At 38.3% G+C, this 23,189-nt stretch carries 18 protein-coding genes; 6 read left to right on the top strand and 12 right to left on the bottom strand.

The annotated features are described in order from the left end of the window. Positions 1-126: 126 nt before the first annotated feature. Together HXT25_RS00005 and HXT25_RS00010 are read right to left on the bottom strand one after the other, a co-directional pair. Positions 127-1,092, bottom strand: coding sequence for a nucleoside hydrolase (locus HXT25_RS00005; protein WP_415681787.1), 966 nt, complete (start codon positions 1,090-1,092; stop codon positions 127-129). 17 nt (positions 1,093-1,109) lie between these two features. Next, positions 1,110-2,288, bottom strand: coding sequence for an MFS transporter (locus HXT25_RS00010; protein ID WP_004113554.1), 1,179 nt, complete (start codon positions 2,286-2,288; stop codon positions 1,110-1,112). A gap of 136 nt (positions 2,289-2,424) precedes the next feature. On the opposite strand from HXT25_RS00010, the gene HXT25_RS00015 reads away from it, so the two are divergent. The 5 genes from HXT25_RS00015 to HXT25_RS00035 all read left to right on the top strand — a co-directional run bounded on the left by HXT25_RS00015 (position 2,425) and on the right by HXT25_RS00035 (position 6,345). Further along, entirely contained in the window at positions 2,425-3,126 is a 702-nt protein-coding gene (locus HXT25_RS00015; protein ID WP_004113553.1) for a Crp/Fnr family transcriptional regulator, read from the top strand. A gap of 79 nt (positions 3,127-3,205) precedes the next feature. Continuing rightward, positions 3,206-3,817: an ECF transporter S component gene (locus HXT25_RS00020; protein WP_013399619.1), complete on the top strand. Its 612-nt coding sequence runs from the start codon at positions 3,206-3,208 to the stop codon at positions 3,815-3,817. 54 nt (positions 3,818-3,871) lie between these two features. Next, on the top strand, positions 3,872-4,678 hold the full coding sequence (locus HXT25_RS00025; RefSeq protein ID WP_032833893.1) for an energy-coupling factor transporter transmembrane component T: 807 nt from the start codon (positions 3,872-3,874) through the stop codon (positions 4,676-4,678). Then, positions 4,662-5,516, top strand: a complete 855-nt coding sequence (locus HXT25_RS00030; protein ID WP_415699000.1) for an energy-coupling factor ABC transporter ATP-binding protein — start codon at positions 4,662-4,664, stop codon at positions 5,514-5,516. Before HXT25_RS00025 ends, HXT25_RS00030 begins: the two co-directional genes overlap by 17 nt. After that, positions 5,500-6,345: an energy-coupling factor ABC transporter ATP-binding protein gene (locus HXT25_RS00035; RefSeq protein ID WP_009993757.1), complete on the top strand. Its 846-nt coding sequence runs from the start codon at positions 5,500-5,502 to the stop codon at positions 6,343-6,345. The genes HXT25_RS00030 and HXT25_RS00035 overlap by 17 nt, the downstream gene beginning before the upstream one ends. A 45-nt stretch (positions 6,346-6,390) precedes the next feature. Here the strand turns inward: HXT25_RS00035 and HXT25_RS00040 are convergent, their stop codons facing one another. Next, positions 6,391-9,516 carry an alpha-mannosidase gene (locus tag HXT25_RS00040; RefSeq protein WP_415699002.1) on the bottom strand — a complete coding sequence of 1,042 codons (3,126 nt, stop codon included), beginning with the start codon at positions 9,514-9,516 and terminating at the stop codon, positions 6,391-6,393. A 426-nt stretch (positions 9,517-9,942) separates the two neighbouring features. On the opposite strand from HXT25_RS00040, the gene HXT25_RS00045 reads away from it, so the two are divergent. Beyond that, on the top strand, positions 9,943-11,193 hold the full coding sequence (locus HXT25_RS00045; RefSeq protein WP_415699003.1) for an AGE family epimerase/isomerase: 1,251 nt from the start codon (positions 9,943-9,945) through the stop codon (positions 11,191-11,193). Between the two features lie 178 nt (positions 11,194-11,371). Here HXT25_RS00045 and dnaG read toward each other — a convergent pair whose 3' ends face one another. The 9 genes from dnaG to HXT25_RS00090 all read right to left on the bottom strand — a co-directional run bounded on the left by dnaG (position 11,372) and on the right by HXT25_RS00090 (position 22,895). Beyond that, on the bottom strand, positions 11,372-13,474 hold the full coding sequence (gene dnaG / locus HXT25_RS00050; RefSeq protein WP_422118539.1) for a DNA primase: 2,103 nt from the start codon (positions 13,472-13,474) through the stop codon (positions 11,372-11,374). Between the two features lie 58 nt (positions 13,475-13,532). Further along, positions 13,533-14,816 (bottom strand): deoxyguanosinetriphosphate triphosphohydrolase, encoded by a 1,284-nt coding sequence (locus HXT25_RS00055; RefSeq protein WP_422118540.1) that lies wholly within the window; start codon positions 14,814-14,816, stop codon positions 13,533-13,535. Between the two features lie 44 nt (positions 14,817-14,860). Further along, entirely contained in the window at positions 14,861-16,216 is a 1,356-nt protein-coding gene (alr, locus tag HXT25_RS00060) for an alanine racemase (RefSeq protein ID WP_415681089.1), read from the bottom strand. 126 nt (positions 16,217-16,342) lie between these two features. After that, positions 16,343-16,888 (bottom strand): N-acetyltransferase, encoded by a 546-nt coding sequence (locus tag HXT25_RS00065; RefSeq protein ID WP_415681088.1) that lies wholly within the window; start codon positions 16,886-16,888, stop codon positions 16,343-16,345. 60 nt (positions 16,889-16,948) lie between these two features. After that, positions 16,949-17,449, bottom strand: coding sequence for an S-ribosylhomocysteine lyase (locus tag HXT25_RS00070; protein ID WP_101887959.1), 501 nt, complete (start codon positions 17,447-17,449; stop codon positions 16,949-16,951). 181 nt (positions 17,450-17,630) lie between these two features. Then, complete coding sequence (locus HXT25_RS00075; RefSeq protein WP_101887958.1) at positions 17,631-19,304, bottom strand: ABC transporter ATP-binding protein; 1,674 nt, start codon at positions 19,302-19,304, stop codon at positions 17,631-17,633. Beyond that, positions 19,294-20,139 carry an ABC transporter permease gene (locus HXT25_RS00080; protein WP_422118541.1) on the bottom strand — a complete coding sequence of 282 codons (846 nt, stop codon included), beginning with the start codon at positions 20,137-20,139 and terminating at the stop codon, positions 19,294-19,296. Before HXT25_RS00080 ends, HXT25_RS00075 begins: the two co-directional genes overlap by 11 nt. A gap of 8 nt (positions 20,140-20,147) precedes the next feature. Next, on the bottom strand, positions 20,148-21,116 hold the full coding sequence (locus HXT25_RS00085; RefSeq protein WP_004138287.1) for an ABC transporter permease: 969 nt from the start codon (positions 21,114-21,116) through the stop codon (positions 20,148-20,150). A gap of 96 nt (positions 21,117-21,212) precedes the next feature. Next, the gene (locus HXT25_RS00090; RefSeq protein WP_101887956.1) at positions 21,213-22,895 is read right to left on the bottom strand and encodes an ABC transporter substrate-binding protein; all 1,683 of its coding nucleotides are present in this window, start codon (positions 22,893-22,895) and stop codon (positions 21,213-21,215) included. Positions 22,896-23,189: the final 294 nt, after the last annotated feature.

Below are 23,189 nucleotides of genomic sequence, written 5' to 3' on the forward strand. Positions count from 1 at the left end.
TTTACTGGACATATACGCATTAAATATAAATACGACCGAGAAAGTTTATGAATAACAATAAACAAACCCGGTCGTATTTAAATGTTATTGCAAGATAGAAAAGCATGTCGGTAAAGACAAATTTTGCTAATCTACAACATGTAAAGTACGATAAATGTAATTTTTATATTTTTCTGGATTAAGCTTACTACATATTTCAGCATTCGGAGTCTTCCCAGAGAAGAAATTAGCGTCAACAAGAACTGAACCATAACTTGGTCCAGGAGTTGCATCAACTTGGCAATAATATTTTGTGCATTCGCTTATACATTCAGGATATAGCGCAGCGGCAACAGCAGATGGATCAGCCATATCGAGATAAGCATCCCCAAAACGGCTAATATTCATTTCCATTAATTCCCTATTGCAATCAATGGCAAACTTACCAAGTTCTCCACTTTCGCGAATATTAGCAATTTCTTGTGGATTCAGCATACATTCTCCCAAGCATGCATCCCATCCAACAAACATAATATTTTTAAGACCAGAATCAACTAATATCTTTGCAGCTTCTGCATCTTGCCAAATATTGAATTCTGCTACAGGAGAAACATTTCCACGACCTAGACCAGCAGATCCCATAACTACTATGCGACCAACTTTTTTCATCGCTTCATAATCAACCTTAATAGCTAGAGCAATGTTAGTTAATGGCCCTAATGCAATAATGTCTATTTCACCATCCTCACTGTTTCTCAAAGTTTCAATCATTTTCAAAACAGCATTACCATTACTTTCTTTTAAGCGATGAGGCACTAGACCAATATCACCCATTCCATCTCTGCCATGGGTTTCATGAGCATAAACCAAATCGCGCAACAGCATGCTGCTACTTCCTTTATATACAGGTGGTTCATATGAACCAGCATGCTCGATAGTAGTAAGCGTATTAATAGTCGCTTGTTCCATGCATACGTTTCCTGATACAGTGGAAAACATTAATATCTTATATCTAGGATCATTTAAAGCCATGGCAATTGCCATAGCATCATCCGAACCACAATCTGTATCTATTATTATTTTCTTTTTAGAATAAATTTCTTTATTTTCCATAAACTCTCAACACCCTATCAATTAATAGAAACTGTATCTTCAAATGTAACTATCTTTAGCAGTGCAGCCGAAGCAATACATATTGCCAGCATTATAAGCCCAAATGTATATGAGAACCCTACTCCAAATTGCGAAATAACAGCACCAACAACGATAGGAGTTAGCATATCAGCTACGCCACTTGCTGTAGCAACGATAGAGCATGCTATACTCACGCGCTTATACATAATTCTAGAGGCAATTGCAACAATAACACTAAATAAAACGCCTAAGAAAAGACCAGCAACGAAAAGCCCAATATAGTAACTCAAGGCAGTGTTAACAAGCATTGCGGCAAGAATAGCAATAAAGGAACCGATACAATTCATGAGTAGCACTAAGGTACCTTTTACATATCTCAGAATCCAAGTGAAAAGGAAACCTCCAAGGACACAACCTAAGTTAAATAGTGTAAACATAAATGCAGCATTTGATTCGCTTATTCCTTTTGTTATTGCAAAACTTGTTGTATACATACCTATAGCAGTCGATACTCCGCTGAATGCGGCAACTGAAATAACAATTCCAGCATAGGCAAGAATCTTACTCTTAGCATATAGTGGCCTGATATGTTCTTCCTCTTTCTCTGTATCTTTAATCTCAGACGTATCTTTGACTATAAAAGACACCGCACAGATAATAAATGAAAGAATACCTAACACATAATATGACCATGCATAAGATAATTTACCACTCAAGAACAGACCTAATACAAATGGTGAAACTGTAGTTCCTACACCAAATAGTCCTTGTCCAAAAGTCAATGAACTTTCATAATTCTTTTTGAATATGCTACTTAACAATGTTGGGCATGCAGCATCCTGCGTGCCAAATGCAATGCCTCCCGCAAACGCAAGTATTAAACCAGAAACAAAACTAGGAATTGTAGGAATACCAAACATAAATATGCCAGTAATAAAAGTACCAATTCCTAAAACTTTTACTGATCCAATTTTCTCTACAAGAACACCTGTTATGTTAACGGTGAGAATTCTACCAAGAGCATATGCTGATCCAAGTAAACCGACAAGTTCAATCTTCTGTCCATAGGTTTGTACTAACTGTGGCAACGTACTGCCAATCATTACACATGTCGAACCTGCCAAGAAATACATAGCAAATGAAAGAAAAGCTTTTAGCGCATCATTACGCTTCATGATTTCACACTTTCCTAGTTCTTTTAATTAACATTTATAAACCATTAGAGGCTTGCCTAAAAAATATCATGATTTTATAATGCTTAAAATGACACTTGTCATGACTAATTTTGTTCTTAAGGAGTAAAAGTAAATCATGAACAACAAATGTATAGCAACGGCGCTTGCATTTATACTAGATGCAACGGATAGCATGAGTACGATTGTAAAAATAGAGAAAGCAAAACAACTCATTCCTCACCAATTCATACGAACATATCACACTAATGATGTTCTCATAAATATGAATAGTGCAGCAAAATATGTATATATCTTTTTAGATGGTAAAGCTACAGTTCGAGGAAGTTTAAATCGTAACGATGGAGTTATTTCAAATATTGAACCAATAGAAATACTGGGACTTTTTGAACTCGTTACCAATGAACCGCATTATACTGCTTTCGTTATGGCAGAAGAAAAAAGTTTGGTATTTAGAATTCCATCTTCGCTATTTCGCGAAATTGTTCAAGAAAATGGCAAAATTTGCTATTGCGTATTATCAATATTCGCAAAAACAGCGGGAAGAACAATGCAAGAAGCAGCAACGAAAAGACTACTTGAATCAATTGACATTATTGGATATTATTTATATACTCAAGCAAACAAAGATAGACCGTATATATGCCCATATACTCGCGAAGATTTAGCAAAAATACTAAATATTAATTTACGAACTTTATACAGGTATCTAGAATCCATGAAAAAAGAGAATCTTATAACAAGCATAAGAGGAAAATTGGTTATAACGGACCAACATTTTGCTTTGCTACATAAAAGATACTCTTCTATGACTATTTAATTATCAAATGACAAATGTCATTTGATAATTAAATAGTCAAAAAGATAATATTTGTAGTAATCAAATAGGAAGTGATTGCATGAAACAGATAATTAAATCATTCAAGGAAGAATTTACTACTGTTGCAGTTGTCACAATACCATTATGTGTTGCTGTTAATTATATTTCTGGAACTATAGCAGGTATGCTAAAACTACCTATTTTCCTTGATACTATAGGTACTTTATTTGCATGCATGATTTTTGGGCCACTTGTAGGAATAACAACTGGAATGCTATCTTCAATAATTTCATCAATCACTATGCCAACCATGCTTCCATTCATAGTGGTCAATATTGCTCTAGCCTTATGCGCTGGTATTCTAGCAAAACATAAAATGTTTTCAAATTATATGAAAATTTTTATTTCTTCAATAATCATGGCAACAATATCCATTATTATTTCAGCACCGATTGTAGTCCTAGTATTTAGCGGGTTCACTGGCGGAGGATCATCTATTATAGCGGCTTTAATAACTGCATCTGGAATGAATATCTGGATTTCTGTATTCTCTACTGAAGGATTCTTTACATGGGTTGATAGAGTATTAACAATCATTATATGCTTAAGCGTTATAAAATGCTTGCCCAATAAATTACTGCTTCTTTTCCCATTAGGTTTACTTTATTTAAAAAATTCAGATTCTGAATAGTAAAAATTAAATCGAGTTTACTATATAAATACAGAGATAAAAGTAATTATGTACATGCATTATATCGATACTATTAATCAAGTAAAAAATACCAAGATACTTGCGACGCTATACCCGACAACAAAATTTATATTGACCATATATTTAATATTAGTAGATATTATATTAAATACTTTTTCATTCACATTATACAATTTGCGACTTTTATTGTTCCCCTATTTTGTTGCTCTACTTGTTCTGATGATTCTATGTGGAATAAAAAAGAATGGATATAAGCTCGTATCAAGTATAGCCATGTTCTCATTATTTGTTGCGATATTTCAAGTCGCTTTCTGTAGACAAGGAAATACAATATTAAGTCTTAATTTTTTGCAGATTACAGATACAGCATTGTCTAATTCTATAACGCTCGGAATGAATACCTTAAATATATCAACTATAGTCATATGTTTTTTCCAAATAACTGATATAGAAGATATTACAATATCTTTAAACAAACTTGGGATGAGCAATAAAACATGTTTCATAATACTTTCTACTTTCCAAACTATTGATTATTTACAAGTGCAAATTAAAGCAATCATAACCTCGCAAAAAAGTCGTGGAATAAACTTTAATGGAAATTTAATACGTAGAATTGGCACATTTACTTCGATTTTGCTTCCAGCATTTATTACTTCATTAATAAACATCGAGCAACGCATAATGATGCTTGATTCGCGAAATTTTTTTAGTTCAGAAAAAAAGACATATATTAAACAGGTTAATCATAATGGTCACGAAAAATTGGTATTAACAATAGGAACAATTACACTAGTTTTTCTTATTCTAGGAAGAGTAATTTATGGTTATATCATATAATATTTGCAATTTTTCATACACTTATCCACTTACTTCAAAACCAGCTTTAAGCAACATAACAATACAGATAGAATCAGGGAAAATATATGGAGTAATTGGCGCTAATACTTCAGGTAAATCAAGTCTATGCTTATCTCTTAAGGGATATATTCCTCATTTCTATAAAGGAAAATATTCTGGAAAAATACTATTAAACAACACGATTGATTTATTAAAATCTAATGAATGTGACAGCGTAGGCTTTGTATTTAGCGATCCTTTTTCGCAGTTGAGTCATATCAAAAAAACTGTATTTGAAGAAATTGCATTCAGCTTAGAAAATCGCAGTATCCCTATTCAACAAATAGAGAGTCTGGTTACACAAGTTATGCAATTACTTAACATAGAACAACTTGCGCTTCAAAACCCACTAACCCTATCCGGAGGGCAGGTTCAACGCGTTGCAATCGCGTGCGTTATAGTTAATAATCCAGAAATACTAATTCTTGACGAACCTACTTCACAACTTGATCCAGAAGAAACTAAAAATATTTATAATTTTCTACAAAAATACAAAGACGAGGGACATACCGTAATAATTAGTGAACAAGATACAAATTTGTTAGCGGAATATGCAGATAATATCATTGTTCTTCAAAATGGTTTTATCACTCATTATGGAAATAAATATGATGTTTTTTATGATGAAACTTTCCCTTCTGACTGTATTGATATTCCAGAAGTTGTCAAAATTGTGAAAAAGTTACGTAAGTTTGATATCCAAATAACCCCTGGCATAACAGATATAGGCGAATTAATAGTTTTATTAAAGGAGAAATGCGATGAGCATCGCAATTAAATTGAACGATGTAAGTTTTCAATATCCTTCAAATGAAAAAATAAAAAATAAAAATAATGATAAACAAGAAAAATCCTGCAGAATACTAAACCACGTAAACATAGAATTCGAAAGTGGTGAATTATGCGCAATAATAGGTAGCAATGGAGCAGGTAAAAGCACTCTCGCCAAAATAATAGACAATTTATTACAGCCAACTTCTGGAGACATAACTATTGAAGGAAAACAATATAAGACATTAAAGCAACACGATATTACATCACTCGTTGGTTATATTTTTCAAAACCCAAATGATCAAATTTTTAACAGCACTGTACATAAAGAAATTACATATGGGATAAAGAATATAAACAATGATCTTTACAGTCGCGTTCTGAATCTTACTGGTTTAAACGATAAAGAAAATACAAACCCATTTAATTTGTCATTCGCTGAAAGAAAATTTATTAACATTGCATCTGCACTACTAAGAGAACCACATATTATTATTATGGATGAAGTGACTGGTGGGTTGGATAAACCACAAAAAATGCGACTTGTAAAAATACTTAATTATTTACATACGATAAATGTAACAGTATTATTTATCACCCATGACATGGAATTCGCATACGAAAATTGTCAAAATGCTCTCATACTTGATAACGGAAATGTGTTATACAAAGGGAGCATCGAATCTGCATTCCAGAATGTAGAAATAATAAAACGCGCGCATATTGACCAACCAATCATAGTACATATAATGAATGCGCTCGGAATTAACTATATGCATAAAGATAATCCTATACGTGCTTTAGCTAAATATATTGCGAATCGCAATAATCATTAAGGTATATGCAATCAAAAGCATCAAAATATAAACAAAATATCAACATTAAGATGCAATGCGAATACGCAATGAACATAGTTGGAAAGGACGTAATTCTACATTTAACGCGTCATTATTATTGTGCAAAGCTATAGGCATACCATGCAGCACTGGCATTTCCATAAGATCTACCTCTTCAATTGAGGAATAACGCAAGATTTTATTGAGTTTTATTTGCCCATTTGCATATCCACCAGACGGCTCGTGAATACGTAAGATTATATCTCCAGAACAATCGTCAGCCAGCTTAACCCAATCTAATGCAATTAGACCTGAGTTTCTGCGAATCGTAAACAATGGATCGACTTCTGGTAGCATATCAATAATTGGCGAATTCAAAAAATCAGCTGTACTTAGAACTGAATCCATATTTGCATCAGCAATAAATGACCAAGTAAATTCATGCTTACCTTGATCGGTGTTAGGATCGGGGTAAAGAGGCGCAGAAAGCAAAGATAATCTGAGCATAGTTCCATAAGATGAAGAATAATCGCCAATAGGAGCAGTATCAGCGCCATAAGTAGACGAATTTGCAACAGCAACAGCATACGAGGAATCTTCTATACGAACAAACCTATGTGTGCATGATTCAAACTTTGCATCATCACTACGAGTATTTTTTACTATTGGCCTTTCAACTAAACCATATTGGCACTCATACTGGGCCTTATCTGAACATACGGATGTTGGCATATCTACTTTTAGAAATTGCTCTTTAGCATTCCAATCAACTTGCGCATGGAAATCAAGTCGTTTAACACATGGCTCTAAAATTATACTTGTTTTAATCTTAACATCCTTTTTACATGCCAAGATTTCAACAGATACACCGCCCGATAAAAGCTCTTTAACGTCAACAATTGAAGAATCATCAATCTTACGATTCCTCATAAATGCATCTCGCTCAATATCCCATGCATCCCACTGATACGGCTCATCTTTTAATATCTCATATTGCGCCATGCGATAACCAGATGGGATTAGCTCACGATTAAATTTAATATCTTCAACAGAAGATACTGTGCCATCGCGTTCAATAGTCACACTTAAAACACCATTATTAAGAATTACTCCACCATCATTTTTGTGTTTTACAGTTGTTGTATTATTTTTACAGCTTTCACTACATTGATATAAATTCCAAGCGACCTCATTTTTACCTGTATAAGTCAACAACTTTACATTTTCACGCGCATTAACCGCGTTAACCGTGCTGTTAGCTTTTACAATCGCATTGGCAATATCTGAAATAATTTTACGTAAACAAGAAATATCTCTAGCATATTCTTCTCTAGCTTGCCTATGAACCCATGCAATAGCAGAACCAGGAAGAATATCGTGGAACTGGTTCAATAATAAAGTCTTCCAAATTCTAGTAAGCTCATCGTTATTGAAACGATATTCTGGCGCATACACTCGAGCTAAAACAACAAGATATTCAGCCACACGCAACAATGATTCCTCCATGCGGCAATAACGCTTCATATCTTGCTGAGAAGTAAGAGTTTTTCTATGCAACTCTAGATAAAGCTCACCCTTAAACACTGGCGTATTGCAATTTGAATCGTCAACAATATCTTTTCGTATTTTTTCAAATAACTCATCAGGAGTGCCGAAATCAACTCTAGGAGCACCCTCTAAATTACGATCACGCCTAATACGAGCAGTCATTTCGCGAGTAGGCCCTCCACCGCCATCGCCAAAACCGTATAACAATATTGCGTGATCAGATAAATCTTTATCCAAAAAATTGCGTTGAGAATAAACTAACTCATGCATGCTCACAGATGAAGCATAAGTATTAGATGGAGGAAAATGAGCTAAAATCCTAGAACCGTCTATTCCTTCCCAAAGGAATGAATGATGTGGGAATTTAGTGGTATCATTCCAAGAAATCTTTTGAGTTAAAAACCAATCAAATCCAGCGCGGCGAGCAAGTTGAGGCAATGCGCCAGTATAGCCAAAACTGTCTGGGAGCCAAATGCCATGCGGATCAACACCAAAATGCTCCTTAAAATAGCGCTTACCAAAAGTCATTTGTCGAATTAAAGATTCACCACATGGCATAATTACATCGGACTCAACCCACATACCACCAACAGGTATAAAACGTCCTTCTTTAATCCTATTTTTCATACGCTCAAATAAATCGGGATGCTCGTTTTCTAGCCACTCGTATTGTTGAGCAGAACTCATAGCATAAGTACAATCAGGATCCTCATCCATAAGAGCTAAAACGTTAGATATTGTGCGTGCGACTTTCCTGTGCGTCTCGCGCACAGGCCATTGCCAAGCAGAGTCAATATGAGCATGTCCAACAGCAATATGCCTTAGAGAACTTGCCGCCGCGGGCTGACTTAATACATTAGACAACATATTACGAGCATTTTGAACAGTAGAAGAATCATGTTCATCATAGGCATTTAAGGAGCGCTGTAAAGCTTTAGCTAGTTTCCAGTATCGCGGATTATCGTCATTCAATTCTCGCATCAAAGAACTTACAGTCTCAAGATCCATATAATAATCAAAAATATTACGATTAAAAACAGTAACGTCAACATACTTCAACATATATTGGCATTCGGTTTTTCCAGTAGCACGCTCACCTAAATCAGTAGGAGAAAACGCAGTAGGTCCTTCAACAAATGGATTGTCTGCAGCTTCCAAATATAAAGTAAAATTACCATTTTCATCAATACTAATCGAACGATTATTATGCTCATCAATCAACGGAACCCAATGATTACAAGGGTTTACAGCTTTTATAACTCTTCCGTCAACGTTATACACTAATCCTTCAGCTTGAAAACCAGGGAAAAGATTACTAATCCAACCTAAATCAACATTTAGCTCAACTTTGCACCCCTTTACCTTTGAAAGATCAATCGACCCTGATATCTCAAACCACGTTGTTCCCCAAGTTGTTCCCCAAACGCTTGGAACATTGAATGAATGAAACACAATATCGTTTCTTTTTAACTTAGAAAAGAATTCGTTAGAAGAAATAGGTTCTCCAGCAATCTCATACGCTCGAATTTTACAATGCAATAAAACAGTATTTATATGCGGGTATAAGCGTTGTTGCATAACTCTTGTACAGCGATTTAATTGCTGCTCAGGTAATAAAAACATAGTTTCTACACTTCTTTCTTACACAATTAAACATTTATACGTAAATCACGTACACGCAAATCACATACGCATAAATCGCATATCTAACATATAAAGACAAGACAAGTATACGATATTAAATCAGTAAAAGTTTATGACAAAAGACAGTAATTAATAAAAATTCATAACTGTTATGAATTTTGGGAAATAAACCTGAATTTTGCTAACCAAAGTTATAATATTTAATCAGCAAAGAGTAATTGTCCATATATAGTGATGAGCTGTTAGAAACTTCAGAAAATATTAAAGATGATATTTTCTAATTGGAATAATTATCTGTAGACAGTATATAAACAGCATAAATGAAGATAGGCAATTATTCATCCCTAACATAACACATGACTCTGTTGATTCAATTTTAAAATTACAATCTACGAAAGGACAATAATGCAAGATTTTGAAACAACTAAATATACGTTTGACACACAAGCCAACAGAATATTCATGGCAGAACAAACAAAACAATTACTTGATTTCGCAAAAAACTTCCCAGCACCAATAGGAGGGTCAGGATGGCTCAACACAGACGGAACACTAGATAAAACACGCGGAGTACAAACATGGATTACAGCACGAATGACTCATGTTTACTCAATAGGAGAAATGTTAGGATACAAAAAAGCGAATCAACTTGTTGAACGAGGACTCGACGGACTATTAGGTCCTTTACACGACAACGAACACGGAGGATGGTATCAACAAGTAAGTTGGAACAAAGAACCTGAAAAAGACAAAATTTGTTACACTCACGCATTCGTCATACTAGCCGCATCAAGCGCACTACTAGCAGGACATGAACGAGCAAAACAACTATTAGAAGATGCATTAAAAGTATTCGATAAATACTTCTGGAATAATGAAATAGGTTTAACAGTAGACACATGGGATACAAGCTTCAATAAGCTTGATTCTTATCGCGGGCTTAATGCAAACATGCATACAACAGAAGCATTTCTTGCAGTAGCTGATAGCACAGGAGATGAAAAATATAGAGAACGCGCAAAGCGCATAATCAGCCACGTAATCAATTGGGCATCTAACAACAATTGGCGAATACCAGAACATTTCAACGATCAATGGCAAGCAGACTTAGAATATAATAAAGACAAAAAAGATGACCAATTTAAACCATACGGTGCAACACCAGGTCATGGAATCGAATGGTCAAGATTAATACTCCAATGGGCATACAGTTACTATAAGGAAGATTGCAAACAGCGAAGAGAAGCATTAAACGCTGCAGAAAATTTGTTTAACCAAGCATTAAAAGATGGATGGAATGTTGACGGACAACCAGGTATCGTATACACAACAGACTGGAATGGAAAGCCTATAGTCCACGACCGTATGCATTGGACACTAGCAGAAGCCATTAATACATCATCAACGCTTTACAGAATCACTAAAAATAAGCAATATGCTACTTGGTATAAAGAATTCTGCAAATATCTAGACCACTCAGTCATTGATCACGCTAACGGTTCGTGGTTCCATCAACTCGATGATAAAAACAATGTTTTAAATACTGTATGGCCAGGAAAATCAGACGCTTATCATGCTTTCCAATCCACTCTGATTCCATTTATAGATCCGACGTGTTCTATAGCAAGTGCTATATACAGAGAGCAACTTGATTAATAATAAAATATTGTTAATTTATTAATTTAATAATCCACATTGCAGTTAAATCTGCAGTGTGGATTATTTCATCACATACACTCCAAATATTCCACAAATACGTATAAAAATATAAAAATGAGAAACGTTAAAAAGTAAAGTAAACAGCATTAGGACGTAAATACAATATTGATACACATTATAGAATTTGCGACTGAAGGTCTTTTCGAGCGCTTTCCATTTTAGTGATTTGACCTAAAAGAGTGAGCTTTTCTTGACCATCAGGAAGCTTACTCATACGAACTTTAAAAGCTCCAATTTTTCGCATAAAACCAACGTCTAGAAGTTTAATAAGCAGCTCGTTTGCGTACTTTTGCTCTTCTTCACTAGGAACGCGCAAAAGATCAGATGGTCCGCCTTTAACGCTTTCGCCACTATAGTCGTAAGCAGCCGACGAGTTAAGCGAAGAAGCGCTACTTAAGCCCTTGCTTAAAGACAATGGAAGAGGCATTACAGAAAGCTCGTTAATAACACCTTCTAACATAGGGCCAGCAGCTTTAGTTATAATATGAAGCCATAATCCTTGACTTACATTTGAAGTAGGCAATCCCCCAGCTGCAACAAAAGCCTGAAAAAGCGTTCTAAAAACTGGCGTAATAAAATTATTCAAAGTAAGCTGCGCAAAAAGCTGACTGTTAAACGCTAAAGGAGATTGCATAAGAACAGCCATAAATTGCTGCTCACACATAAACACGGAATCGTCAACCTTATAGTAACTTTGATTTTTGTACGCGCTTCTAAGCATAGCTGTTTTTATAGCAGCTTCATTCATGCTTTGAGAACGCTGATCAAATACGCGAGAATCCGAAGAAACGCTAAAAGAATAACTTTTAGAATAAGCGTCATCGTCTGCAACGTGCAATCGCCTTCTAGCAGACTCCACTTCCCTACGCATAACGTCTAAATCAACACCAATATTTCTAACAGCTTTCCTAGTGTACAAGTCCAACAAAGACCTATCTCGAATTTGCGCAACAAGAGGAGCAACCGCCTTAACAGCACCCATCTGCCCTGTTGCAAAAGACGTGTCAAACTTACGAATAACAGTGTCGATTACAAAATCGTAAAGAGGATTAGCGCGCGCAATCAAAGAACGAACAGCCTCATCTCCCCTTTGAATACGCAAATCACAAGGGTCTAAGTTGTTATCTGCAACAGCAACAAAAGTCTGTGTCAAAAACGCCGAATCTAAGCCAAAAGCATGTAACGCAGCTTTCTGACCTGCAGCATCTCCATCAAAAGTAAAAACAATACGCGAACTAACTTTTTGACCTTCTACTTTTACAGGCCCCACAAGCTGAATCGCTCCCAAAGAATCGTCTGCAATAAGACGGCGAATAATCTTCGCATGCTCCGCGCCAAAAGCCGTTCCACAAGTTGCAACAGCAGTATCTACACCAGCTAAATGGCAAGCCATAACATCCGTGTAGCCTTCCACAATCACAACTTGACGCTTTTTAACAATATTCGACTTAGCAATGTCAATTCCATAAAGAACTTGCGTTTTTCTATACAACACAGTGTCTGGAGTGTTAATGTATTTTGCGCTAATAGAATCGTCGTCGTAAAGCTTTCTAGCACCAAAACCCAAAGTTCTGCCTGTAGAATCGCGAATAGGCCACGTTAATCTGCCGCGAAAATAATCGTAAATTCCGCGCTGACCTTGGCGCGCTAAACCTGCATCCAATAATTCTTGACGAGTAAAGCCTTTATTAGACAAATATCTAACTAGAGTATCCCAACTATTCGGCGCATATCCGCAACCAAAACGTTCACATTGCGCTTGAGTAAAATTACGTCCAGCAAGCAAACTACGAGCTGGAGCTGCTTCTTTAGAGTTGATTTGGGACACGAAAAAACGCTGAGCTTCCTCATTTGCTTCTATAAGACGAGCACGCTTTGAACCTGCGTGAGCACTATCTTTACCAGCTTGCGATTGGTCATAATGAACTTCAACATGGTATCGATCTGCCAACAGTTCTACTGCCTCGCGAAAATCAATGTTTTCTTTTTGCTCAACATACTTAAAAACATCTCCACCAGCACCGCAACCAAAGCAATGCCAGACACCTAAGCTTGGACGAACGCTAAAACTAGGCGTTTTTTCATCGTGAAACGGGCAAAGCCCTACAAAAGTACCCGTTCCAGAAGGCTTAAGCGTAACAGTTGCAGACACAATATCGTACAAATCTGCAGCAGCGCGCACACGCTCAACGTCTTCTTTTACAATCATTCCAGCCATAGTCTCTAGCTTATCGCAAGCCGGAGGCTATAGACACTCTATACTAGAAAGAGTTGATTTAACACAAAGCGGCATGAAGAGCTGTAGCAGATCCATCTGTAAGACTTGCAACTTGATCAATCGCAACTCTTAAACGCTCGTCATCGCTAGAGCAAGCATTCCAATCGCTTATAAACACAGATTCCATAGCATCGTGCGCTCGCGGAGACTTGCTCATAAAAACTTCAACCAAATCCGTTAGAATCTTTTGCTCACGCCTATAAAACTCGCGCTCTCTAGGTTGGATTATAAAATGTACAGCCAAGCTTTTAAGAACGATTATCTCGTAAGATGTTTCTGGCGGAATCACAACGTTTGCGCGGTAGCGAATTAAAGCGCCGTTGCCGTATTTTTCTCGAGTTGCTCGCTCAACAGAGCTTGCAAACCTGCCGATTAAAGCACTCGTAATATTCTTTAGATAAGCGAGCGACCTTCTAGAGCCGTCATAAGAATCAGGGAACATGTTAAGAGAACGCAAACGCTTAAAAGCTGACAAAAGACTATCCGCATCCCACTGGCTACCGTACCAATTATGAGCTTCTTGAACAATTTGATCCGCAACGCTTGAATCCCAAACAAGCTCCGTGTTAAAAGCGCCAGTCACAATCGCATCTTCAATATCGTGAACACTGTATGCAATATCGTCGGAAAGATCCATAATTTGGCACTCCATAGGCTTCGATTCGCGTGGAGAGCCACTTTTTAGCCAATCAAAAACTTCTCTATCGTCTGGGTAAACGCAGAATTTTAGGTCACGCTCGCCTTTATCGTGCGCTTTTGCTTCATCAAAACCCCAAGGATATTTAACAGCAGCATCCAAGCTTGCACGCGTAAGATTTACGCCTGCGCTAGCTCCATTTTCTCTAAAAACTTTAGGCTCTAAACGCGTTAAAAGTCTAAGAGTTTGAGCATTTCCTTCAAAACCACCAATATTGCTTGCGATTTGAGCAAGCGCGCGCTCGCCATTATGACCAAAAGGAGGATGACCTAAGTCGTGAGCTAAGCAAGCGCAATCTACAACGTCTGGATCCGCGCCAAGCATCGAAGCAATCTGGCGACCAATTTGCGCAACTTCCAACGTGTGCGTTAAACGCGTGCGAGCAAAATCGTCGGAGCCTGCTACAAGCACTTGACTTTTAGCGCCGAGTCTTCTAAGCGCTGAAGAGTGGATTATTCTGGCTCTGTCTCGCTCAAACGGTGTGCGAGCGCGCGTGTGATGAGGCTCGCTAGCCCATCTCTCAGTATCGTGCAAGCTGTATTCGCCAACAACTTCGTTATCGGAAGCAATCACATCGTTACACATTAAAAACCTCTTCAACTAATCGCAAGCCGCAAATCGCAAAATATTTAGATTAAGCTTTTTTCGTCCAACATTTTTATGTCTTTTTTAGGCAAAACTTCGTAAGCATTCTTATACAATCGAGGAACTCTAGGACCAATCCCAGTCATAATCTCGTAGCTTATTGTTCCTGCAGCTTCCGCCCAATCGTCTGCCGTCGGCTCCGCATATTCAATACCTCTGCCTGGCCCAAAAAGCCTGACTGTATCTCCTTCTTTAACCCCAAGCTCTTTAGCACTGCCTTTTAAGTCAACGATAAATTGATCCATGCAAACGCGCCCCGAAACATGCAAAATCCTAGCACCGTTATTAGTTTCTACGCGCACTGGTCCTCCAGGCTTATCAACATGCCGAGATCCTTGCATATCGTATCCGCTAGCGGCGCGCAAAATGCCATCCGCATAGCCAAGTGGAACGATTGCTGTGCTTGTATTGTCTGGCGTTAAATACGTGCGGCCGTACGAAATGCCGTGACCTGCTTCTACAGATTTAACTGTTCCTAATTGCGCTTGTAAAGTCATAGCTGGACGCAAGTCGTAAGTTTGAGGCACTCCCATAACAGGGTCTGGCTCGTATCCGTACAATCCAATTCCTGGGCGAACAAGCTCAAATCGTATCTCTGGTCTATTAAGAGTTGCAGCCGTATTAGCTAAATGTCGGATTTTAGGCTCCAACCCAGCTTCGCGCATTCTGCGAGTAAAATCGTGGAATTGCTCAATTTGCCTATCTGTAGACGCCACAAACTCTGGAACGTCTGGGCAATCAGCAACAGCCAAGTGACTCCATTGCCCAATAACTTCGATTAATCCCTGGCTAGAATATTCACTAAGTTTTTCTAAAGCATCACTAAAGCCTGCAGGCGTAAAACCGTTTCTGCCAAATCCTGTATCTACTTTAACGTGTACGCGCGCGGTAGTGCAAACCGATTTAGCAGCGAGCGCAACAGCATCAATTGAATCAAGCGAGCCAACAGAAATATCAATATCCGCGTTTATTAAATCAGCAAAAAGAGACGTTGGAGCGCTGGTGAGCCACGTAAGAATACGGCATCTGCTTGAATCAATTCCACACGCGCGAAGTCGCAAAGCCTCATAAGGCTGAGCTGTGCCAAGCCAAGTTGCTCCTCCTGCTAGAGCTGCAAGCGCACTAGGAATAAGCCCGTGACCATAAGCGTCTGCTTTAACAACTCCCATAACTGCTGGCGACTTTTGCCCAGGCTGCAAATCTTTAGAAACACGCTCAACCAGCGTTCGCATATTATCCCTGAGCGCTTTTAAATCAACGATTACCTGCCCCGGGTATGTACTTAAGGCGCGAGCATAGTTTTCTTGCAAAATCGCTTGTATACTCGAATTTTTACACATATCTCACGCCTTTACTTTTAGTTTTTAGCTTTATGTTTAATTTTTACTTTTATATTTATTTTTCGTCTACTATATCTGCAACTAATTTTGACTTACATTTTAATACTGCAAATACAGCAAATACCGCTAATACCGTATTACATGATTATGCGAGCGCAACCATTGATACGCGATTCTAGTTGCACTATGCGCGCGATCTGGAATCACAACAAGACCACACTTGCTAAAGCCTTCTCGCAAAATAACTTTTTGCATAATCAAGTTGTCGGGATGAGTGTCGATTCTAACATTAGAGTAGTTGAGCTTAGCCCATTTTAAACACTCTCTTGCCATTTTTGGCTTGACTCCCGAAGATGCAAGTCGATGGATTGTAACGTATGGCAAAACGTCATCTAGCCACGCTCCGTCAATCTTTGCGTAGACTTCATCAATCCCTTCGCACAGTGCAAATTGCGCCAAAATGCGCTCATTGCCAAAGTCTGGGTCCGTGTCTACAAGAAGATTAAAACGGTTCAAACGAATATCTTCTATAACACTAGATGTTAGAGGAAAACGATCTCCCCATTGATGAGGATTGCCATTATTTGCCATAAATACTCTTGCTCTCTCATAAATATTTTCAATATCTTTTAGATCGCTAAGAGTTGCTTTCCTCAATCTTATTTCACACATACACCCCCCTATGCTTAGAATATGGCGATTTTACAGTATTACACAAGCGAACGCAACAAGTCACACAATCTTACGCTCAAAAGGATCGGAGCTAATGCCCTTGTCTAAAATATCTTTGCACCATTGACGCGCTCCAAACAAACTATGATCGCGGTAGTTTCCGCAAGACTCAATAGTTGTAGCTGGAACATCTTCCCAAGTAGCTTTGTACGCAATAAATTCAAGCGATTCCTTCAACGCGCGCGCAACATCTTCCGTGCTATGAGTGCCCCAAGTTAAAAGGTGGAATCCTGTGCGGCAACCAAATGGAGAGCAATCAATGTAACCTTCAATGCGCTGACGCAAAAGAACAGCAATCGTATGCTCAATCGTATGCAAAGCGCCCGTAGGAATAGCCTCTTGGTTAGGCTGAGTTAAGCGAATATCGTAGTTAGAAATAACATCTCCATTCGGGCCTTTTTGAGTGTCAATATAGCGAACATATGGAGCTTTAACTTTAGTGTGATCAAGCTCAAAGCTTTCTGGACGAGGAGTTGGCTTATTGTTTTGATTTTCGCTCATTTTATCTTTCCTAACTTGTAATACACGCGCAAAATGTATGCGTAAATATGCGTAAATAACGATTACTAACAATATTAGACGCTATTCTTGCCAAACACACATAAACGCGAATTTAAAAAATATTTTTTATTGACTTACAAAGCTTATTACTTACAAACTTGCAAGACTTACAGATACAGACTTACAAAGTAGCAGCATCAATAAGTTCACGCGTGTAGCTATGTTTTGGATTAGTTAAAATTTGACTTACATTCCCAGATTCAACAACAACGCCATCTTTTAGAACAACAACACTAGACGCCAAATGCTGAATCATACCAAGATCGTGGCTAACGAATACGCACGCCATATTAGGGCGATTTGCACGAATCACATTAAAAGCATCTAAAATTCTTGTGCGCTCAGCAACATCGATTGCGCTCATTGGCTCATCTGCAACCAAAACTCTAGGATTATTGATTAGCGCGCGCGCAATCGCAACGCATTGAGCTTGCCCACCCGAAAGCTCGCAAGGGTATCTTTTGCTAAAAACATTAGGATTTAATCCAACTAAATTCAAAACATCATCTACTTTAGAATCAATAACATGTGAATCAACAGTATTTGAATCAACAGTATTTGAATCAGAACTCATGTTTTTACGCCATATTTCAAGCGGCTCAGAAACACTTTTTCTAACTGTCCAACGCGGGTCTAAAGCTGCAAAAGGATGCTGAAATACAAGCGAACATTGTCTTCTCATATTTACGTAAGCAGAATCTTTTAAACTTAATTTTTTAGCGTTTTTAACAGTTTCAACAACTTTGCCGCAATACTCTATTCTTCCTTCGCTTATTTCTTGCAATCCAAGTAAAGAGCGAATCAAAGTTGTTTTACCACTTCCAGATCCGCCAATTAGCGCTAACGATTCGCCAACTCTAAGATTAAAGTCAACGCCTTTTAATGCTTCAACCCGAGTCTTTGAACTTCCTAAAACAACGTGAATGTTTTTAGCTTTAAAAATGCAATCATCTTTAGAAGAATTATTCTTATTTAAATCACTTTTACAGTCAAGGCTTAGATCATTATTATCTAAACTTAAATCATTTTTACTAAGACTTAAAGCTCGCGCAGCAAGAACAAGCTGTTTAGTAGAGCGAACCTTAGGATTTTCTAGCAATTCACCAACGCGCGCGCTATCGACTAATCGCCCAGAATCCAAAACATAGCAACGAGTAGCAGCGCGAGAAAGAACCGAAAAATCGTGAGTAACAAAAAGCATTGAAGCGCCCATATCATCAACTAAAGAAGTGAGCATATTTACAACATCTTTTTGCGTAACAGAATCAAGAGCAGTAGTTGGCTCATCCGCAAGAATCAACTTAGGGCAAGTTATAAGAGCTGTAGCAATACCAACTCGCTGCATTTGCCCGCCCGAAAGCTCAAAAGTACGCTTATTCAAAATATTCGCGCCTAAACCAACTTTTTCAAGCATAACTTTAACGCGATTTTGAATATCGTCTTCGTCTAAATTGTAATGAAGCCTAAGAGGTAACGCGATTTGCTCGCTAACACTCATAATAGGGTTAAGAGCACGATCCGCTTGCTGAAAAACGACGCCAACATACTTGCCACGAATGCGCGCAAGCGCAGAATCGTTAGCGCCAACAGTTTGGGCATTGCCAACATGGCAAGAACCAGTGATTTTGCAATTAGACGGAACTAAGCCAATCGCAGCTCTTAAAAGCATTGACTTACCAGAGCCAGAAGATCCAACTAGCCCAACGCGCTCACCATCTTTAACGTTAAGTGAAACATCACTTAAAATGCGCGAAGATCCAATGCTAAGAGATAATCCTTTTACATCAAGACTCATTCTTAGACTCCCTATTTGCTGGATTTGTAACACTTCTTAAAACATCGCCAAAAAGATTAAGAGCCAAAACTGTTAAAGTAACAACAAGACCAGGCCATAGAGCCGCAAGCGGATAAACGTGAATCAAAGTAACCGAAGTAGAAAGAACACGACCCCAACTCGGCACTCCCGAAGGAACACCAACACCTAGATAAGTCAGTCCGCTTTCCGCTAAAATAACAGTTCCTGCAGAAAGCGAAAGCTGAACGGAAGCAATTGGCAAAATATTAGGAAGAACATGCTTTAGCAAAACGTAACTTCTGCTAGCGCCATTAGAAATCGCGCAATCAACATAGTCAGACTTAAGAACAAGAACAGCACTTGGACGTAAAATACGCGCAAGATTTAAGCCGTAGCCGAATCCGCATGCAAGCATGATTACAAGAACGGACGCTCCAAGAGGCACAGCAAGCATAAGCGCAATCAAAACCGTTGGAATGGAAATTAAAGCGTCTACTGCCATAATGATTACGGAACGAATTTTTTGAACGCGGCAAATCGTAAAGCTTAAAATCACAAACCCAACAACGCTTGCAATCACAATTGTTGAAATAACAAGCAAAATCTCTACTCTAGAACCAGCCATAAGCCAACTAAGCATATCTGTACCCGTGCCATCTGTGCCAAGCCAATGCTTTAGCGAAGGCTTTTGCCATACCTGGTATCCGTTTGTTTCCAGAAGAGAATAAGGCGTCCACACAAAAGAAAGCGCAGCTACAAAAATCCACAAGCACAAAATAATGCAAACAAATTTTCCAATAATTCCGCGCCAAATGCGGCTTAAAAACTTAATCATTGCTTGAATCACTCCCCACTTGAATCTTGGCTAAGTCTTGAATCCAACAAACGATGCAACACGTCAATCGCAAACCCAACAAGCAAGAACAATGCAGAAAGCATAAAAAGATTGCCTTGAACAGATATAAGATCTCGCAAACCAACATCGCGCACAAGACCCATACCCATTCCAGGAAGCGAAAACAGATTTTCAATAACCATTACGCCCATAATCATGTGCGCAAAAGTCAAGCCGATTACAGACACAAGCTGCGGCAACGCTAATCGCAAGCCAACGCGCCAAATCATTTGCTTTTTAGTCATTCCACAAGCCATAGCTTGCAAAGCAATATCGCTATTAGAAATCTGTTCTAACGATGCTGCAGTGTAACGCATAAAACCAGATCCAACAATAATGCCAACTGTTAGCGCTGGAAGAATCAAAGACAAAAACGCACTACCAAAATCACGCCAACCATCTGTTGGAAAACCTTGAGTAGGGAAAAGCTCCACCAAACCAATGCCCTTGCCAAAAATCATGATTAAAATCATTCCACCCCAAAGAGCTGGAACAGATCCTGCTGTAATAGCACAAAACCTTGCGACTACTTGCGAAGCCTTGCCAGAATGCAAAACTTGCAAACATCCAAGAGGAATACCAATTGCGAGCGCAATTAAAAGTCCAAGGAAAATAAGTGGAAAAGTTATACTAGCACGCATAGCAATAGTGGATGCAACGGAGCGACCAGTGAGCATTGAAACACCAAAGTCGCCTCTAAAAACGCCAAAAATCCACTCTAAATATTGAACGAAAAGGGGCTTGTTTAATCCTAAATCGCGTCTTAATTGCTCAACTTTTCCATCTGGCGCGTTTAAGCCAGCCATAACTTGAGCAACGTCTCCAGGTAAAACCCTAAGAGCAAGAAATACGATTGCAGAAATAAATAGCAGCGCTACAAAAAACAACGTGATGCGTCGAAGAATCATGCGCTTCATACAAACCCCTTACTTAGTTTAATGTTCCCGAGAATTTCCGCTTTTTGTACGTGATTTTGCCTATTTTACGTACAAAATCGGGAAAATTAGAACAAATCACTTAAGTCGCAAGTTGTATAGCGGCAAAAGAACTTGATTAATATCAAAAGGCATGCCTTCAAGATTCTTTACCTTAGCTGTAACAACCTTATAATTAAGCAACCAATCTGCAGGAGCATCCTTGCTAACAATTCTCGCAGCCTTAGCAAGAAGCTTATTAGACTCCTTAGTATTCGCGCAAAGCATTGCCTTAGCATACAAATCCTGAACCTGCTTATTGTTGTAGCCATAGTAATATTTAGGATCTGCCCACTGGCCAAAATCATGGCTTTCATTGTGATCTACCATAGACAAATCGTAGTTTTTATTGTTATAAACGTCGTGAAGCCAAGTAGTAAATTCTACAATGTTTACCTTCAGATCAATGCCAATCTTCTTTAGCTGAGACCTCAACTGGTCACCAAGTTGCGTTCCATAAATATTCGGGTATGTAAGCGAAAGATGCAAAGGATTTGATTCGCTGAAACCAGCCTCCTTCATCAATGACTTAGCGCGCTTAACATCATGAGTGTAAATATTAGTCAAATCCTCATAACCTGGGTCAAGAGAAGGAATCGGTCCGCCAAGCAAAGCATCCGTACCGCCGCGTGAAGCAATAATCTGCTTATGGTCAATAGCATATCGAATCGCTTGGCGCACGCGCTTATCTTTAGTCCGCTCACCATTCATGTTCATAGCAAGCACAAATTTATCGGTACTGTTTCCAGCTTTAACAACATAGCGCTTTGTATCCGCTTTAAAAGTCTTAGCAAGCTGACCTGAAATAGGCGCCAAAGCTTGAACAGCTCCAGAAGAAAGCGCATCTACAGCAGCAACATCATCCACAAAATAGCGAACAACAACTTTTGATGTTCTAGGCTTATTAATACCCTTGTAGCACGGATTTGCCTTTAACACAACACGGTCATTCGGCACAAACTTTTCTACCAAATACGGGCCAGATCCAACAGCTTGAGTTTTAGCATCATAATTCGCAAGCTTATCGAAGACTAAGCCAGCTCTAGAGCACAACGCCCACAAAAGCTTTGCGTTTGGCTCTTTAAGCTTGATTTCAAACGTGTAATCATCTTTAGCTTTAGCGGATTCAACTTTTCCAACCATGTTTGATCCGCGATATTTCTTTGCAACAAGCTCGTTAAAAGACCACTCAGCATCTTTAGCAGTAAGCCTGTGCTTGTTAGAAAACACGACTCCCTTACGCATGTGGAACGTGTACTTTAAGCCATCTTTGCTTATTTCCCAACTCTTTGCAAGGGATGGAACAACCTGATTTTTAGTATTTCTAGCTACAAGACCTTCATACACGTTTCCAATCAATAGCTGTTCCAAGGAAGAGCCAGATTGATTGCGAATATCGAGATTTGTAGGAGCAAGTTTTAATCCGATTGACACAGTTTTATTTGATACTTGTGTAGAAGATGTTTGACTTGCAGGATTTTTTTGTGGACCTGTAAATGTTGCAATAATAGCGCTAACCACTGCAATTACTACGATTGCTACAGAAACAAGCCAGAATTTTCCTAAACCACGCTTATTAGCTTTATATCCCCTTTTAGACGCAGCATTAAGCGAAGCATCTGTACTAGAACTAAATTGCGATTGCTCTGCGTTTTCTTGCCCATAGAATTTATCGGTCGCGTCGTTATTGTACGCGCCATCTTTGGGTTCTTTGTTATCCATTCAACAAACCTTTCTGGATTGTAATTAGATACATTATTTATATTTAATTTATATTTATTCTGTTTTACAGCTCGTCGCTTTATCTAGCTGCAACTTTCGCAACCATAAAGTCAACGGCAAACACAATCGTATCCGATTCACAAGTCAAACGAAGATGCGGTGAGTCTAAACAACACATTGCATATTTGCATGATTTTTCAGATATTTTAAGCCTATTTTATTACCATATATCCTACGAATGTGATTAAATGCCAACAGACGTAAACTTGCAAACGTGCGCAAAATCCTAAAAAG

Origin of the sequence: Gardnerella sp. DNF00476, from assembly GCF_049262735.1 — a bacterium.
Classification (GTDB): domain Bacteria; phylum Actinomycetota; class Actinomycetes; order Actinomycetales; family Bifidobacteriaceae; genus Bifidobacterium; species Bifidobacterium vaginale.